At 61.7% G+C, this 2375-nt stretch carries 2 protein-coding genes; both read left to right on the top strand.

Translation table 11 applies throughout. The features are described from left to right. The first annotated feature begins 117 nt into the window (after positions 1 to 117). Positions 118 to 300, top strand: coding sequence for a DUF3606 domain-containing protein (locus AB4Z16_RS27970; RefSeq protein WP_441514569.1), 183 nt, complete (start codon positions 118 to 120; stop codon positions 298 to 300). Between the two features lie 790 nt (positions 301 to 1090). Beyond that, entirely contained in the window at positions 1091 to 1300 is a 210-nt protein-coding gene (locus AB4Z16_RS27965) for a hypothetical protein (protein ID WP_441514568.1), read from the top strand. Positions 1301 to 2375: the final 1075 nt, after the last annotated feature.

The raw sequence follows: 2375 nt of genomic DNA, 5'->3' as shown, positions 1-2375 counted from the left end.
ATACTTTGGCTTGTAGGCGTTCCGATCCCGATCATCATCCTGCTGTGGTTCTTTATGCGATAGTCGGTCGTCGGCGATCGGTGTGCGCGAGCGATTGGTTCGCTGCAGGAGGTCACTATGGCAGACAACGAAAATAACAGGGGCCCGCAAGACCGCTCTCGCATCAACATGAACGAGGACTATGAGGTCGCGTACTGGACGAAAGAGCTTGGAGTCACGCGCGAACAACTGGCCGCCGCGGTGAAGAAAGTTGGCGTCAGCGCCGATGCGGTACGAGAGGAACTCGACAAGCGGAGCTGAAACGAAATAGGCCCGGCCGGCCGACGCGAAGCCGGGCCTATCACGATTGCGACGAGAGGGAACGGGTGCCTAGCGCGCGCAGTTGGATAGCTATCAGTGCGTTGCGGGAGGTGTTCCCCATGGTCGGCTTGCAATCGTCCACTTCCGAAGCCGCTGTCCCGCCGCCAACGATCGAGCAGGCGAGAGCTCTACCGTGAGAGCTGCCAGGACGAGGACGGAAATCGCTTCATCGTCATAGTGTGGCAGAATAAACCCGGCCTCTCGACGGTGTCCTATTCGCTCGAAGACGGTACGCCTGTGCTACGAAGACGAGTGCTACTTCGCTACGCCCGGTGGGAAGATGCTGACGCGGTGCGCGGACTGACGGCTGAGCGCTGACAACACCGCTCCCAGCGGCCAGCGTGTAGGACGCGGCGAGATAAGTAGCCCGGTCGCGCTCGCGCTGCGGGGCTCATCGACCAACAGCCGGATCCGGCGCCACAGTGACGGCAATTCCATCGTTCAGGTCGTGCTTGGAAACCTAAGCTGAGAATCCCGAACGGGACGGCATTGCTCTTCGCTGGCACCGAGCCCGCCCCCGCCTAGCGAGACGAGGTGAAAAAAGGCGCCGAGCCACACACGCCATGGGAGGAGAAAACGGCAGCTCGGCGCCACGCCGCATCGAAGGCGTTCGGAGAGAATGGCTGGAAATCGTGAACGATCCACGAACGACCGGAATCTGCCCAGTTGAAGCGTGACAGGGCGAAATTTGCTAGACTGAGCCTTCCGATCCAGATGCTACGCTAGCGCCATGTCTGAGAAGCCGTCTGTTGAAATCCCGGTTGTGAAGCCGACAATGGTCCAAGTGAGCGGCGACCCGCGCGGCGACGCCCTCATCAGATTCGAGACAATCGGTGACTCCGACCTCCTGCTCGTCCTGCCGATGACGGCGCTTGTGGCGCTCGAGGCCATGCTCGCCAAGGCCAGCCAGGAGCAGGCCAAGCATCAGCCGAAGCAATAGCCGTAGAAGCGCCCGTGCCCGCCGAAGTAAGACTGGGCAAAGCCTTCGCGCCGAGATCGACCGGCATGCGGAGCTCCAAGGCGAACGGCCGATCGACCGAAAACGACGAACCCCGCCATGGCGGTGGCGGGGGTTCGCTTGGGCCTCCAGCCGCTTGCTCGAGATCGAGCACTTCTCTGAAATGCGGCTTGAAAACGCGACCTAGCGCGTTGGGTTCCAAAACGCAAAAAGCCCGGCCCCGCATGGCGAGACCGGGCTGAATTCGGTAGTGGCAAGTGTCCGTCAATCAGACGATCAGCAAGGTGATTGAACCCAAGTTCGCCATCTGCGGTTGACGGACAACACGCTCGGCGCGCTCAGGTCGATCTTCAGCCTGCTCATCGTGAACGTCATCAAAACGCGCAAGAAGGGAGCCGCATCGGGGTGACCGTGAAGCGACTCCCTACCGCCTTCCGAGGATGGCCCCCTAAACACGCCGATGAAGGATTTCACCGGCGCTCGAAAGCGGCAGGACAAAAACCGGGGAAAGTCGGAACGGTTCCCGTGCGGCAACTCACGATCGGGCCAGTCTTGGAGCGCAATGATCTCTGTGCTGAGCTGGTGCAATCGGCGGGAAGCACCGGCCACGCCGTTGACACCTTGGCTGGTCGCCTGGGCTGGGCGCGAGGGTCATGAGAGCCCGGAAAATAACCTCGTGCGCCTCGGCAAGTAGCCGCGCAGCGTTTTCCGTGTTTTCGGGTTCATCGCGATTCCGCTCACCTGCAAACAAGGGAACCGCGCCCGGCGTGGGGCGCCGACGCGGTTCCGTCTCCGGTGATTGGGAGCCAAACAATCACCGCCGCAATCCGAGAGCTGGCAGGGCTGACCGATGAGCATCGGCTACGAACGCGGCATGATAAAAACACGACCTTGAACGCAAGGTTCCGGAATGGCGCAGAAGATGCCGAGCAATTGGGATGCTAAACGTCGCTTGCCCCCACCCCGAAACGGGCGCGTACTGCCGAGGCAGTTGGCGGGGGGCCGGCGATGTATACCGGGAAAGGCCTGCTTGTCCTGCGGGACGGCCGGACGCTCC

Source organism: Allobosea sp. TAF32 (genome assembly GCF_052113585.1).
Classification (GTDB): Bacteria; Pseudomonadota; Alphaproteobacteria; order Rhizobiales; family Beijerinckiaceae; genus Allobosea.
This window is presented reverse-complemented; position numbering and strand designations above follow the sequence as displayed.

Coding starts and splice junctions, on each gene's coding strand:
- AB4Z16_RS27970 (WP_441514569.1), top strand. CDS start 118: ATGGCAGACAACGAAAATAACAGGGGCCCGCAAGACCGCTCTCGCATC.
- AB4Z16_RS27965 (WP_441514568.1), top strand. CDS start 1,091: ATGTCTGAGAAGCCGTCTGTTGAAATCCCGGTTGTGAAGCCGACAATG.